Source organism: Pseudomonas sp. Pse1, assembly GCF_024519635.1.
In the GTDB taxonomy this organism is placed as follows: Bacteria; Pseudomonadota; Gammaproteobacteria; order Pseudomonadales; family Pseudomonadaceae; genus Aquipseudomonas.
On the sequence record NZ_JALJRO010000089.1, the window covers coordinates 1 to 413 of the forward strand.

Sequence of the window (413 nt, forward strand, 5' to 3'; positions counted from 1 at the left end):
TACGTTTTTCAATATTTTCCTTCTTTTTTTTCTTCTCCTTTTCCTTCCTCTTCCCCCCTTTTTTTCCTCTTTCCCTCCCTTTTCTTCCCCTTTTCCCTTTTCTTCTCTCTTCTCCCTCCCTTCCTCTCTCCCTCTTTCTCTTCTTTCTCTCCTCTCCCCCCTCCTCTTTCTTTCCCCTTTTCTCTCTTCTTTCTTCCTTTCCCTTTTCTCCCTTCCCTCCTCCCTCCTTTCTTCCTCTCTTTTCCTTTCCCCCTTTCCTTTCCTCTTTCTTCCTCCCTTGTCTCCTCTTTTTTTCCCTCTCCTCCCCTCTCCCCCCCTTCTTTTCTCTCCTCCTTCCCCTTTCCTTCCTCCCTCTTCCCCTCCCTCATTTATTTTCCCCTTTCCTTCCTCCCTCTTCCCCTCCCTCATTTATT

The 413-nt window shown here is 47.5% G+C and carries 1 protein-coding gene; it reads right to left on the reverse strand.

Features of this window, described 5'->3' with window-relative positions; genetic code table 11:
- Positions 1–8 precede the first annotated feature (8 nt).
- A complete protein-coding gene (locus NR126_RS29160) occupies positions 9–368 on the reverse strand; it encodes a hypothetical protein (protein WP_256832498.1) in 360 nt (119 codons plus the stop codon).
- Positions 369–413 lie beyond the last annotated feature (45 nt).

Coding starts and splice junctions, on each gene's coding strand:
- NR126_RS29160 (WP_256832498.1), bottom strand. CDS start 368: ATGAGGGAGGGGAAGAGGGAGGAAGGAAAGGGGAAGGAGGAGAGAAAA.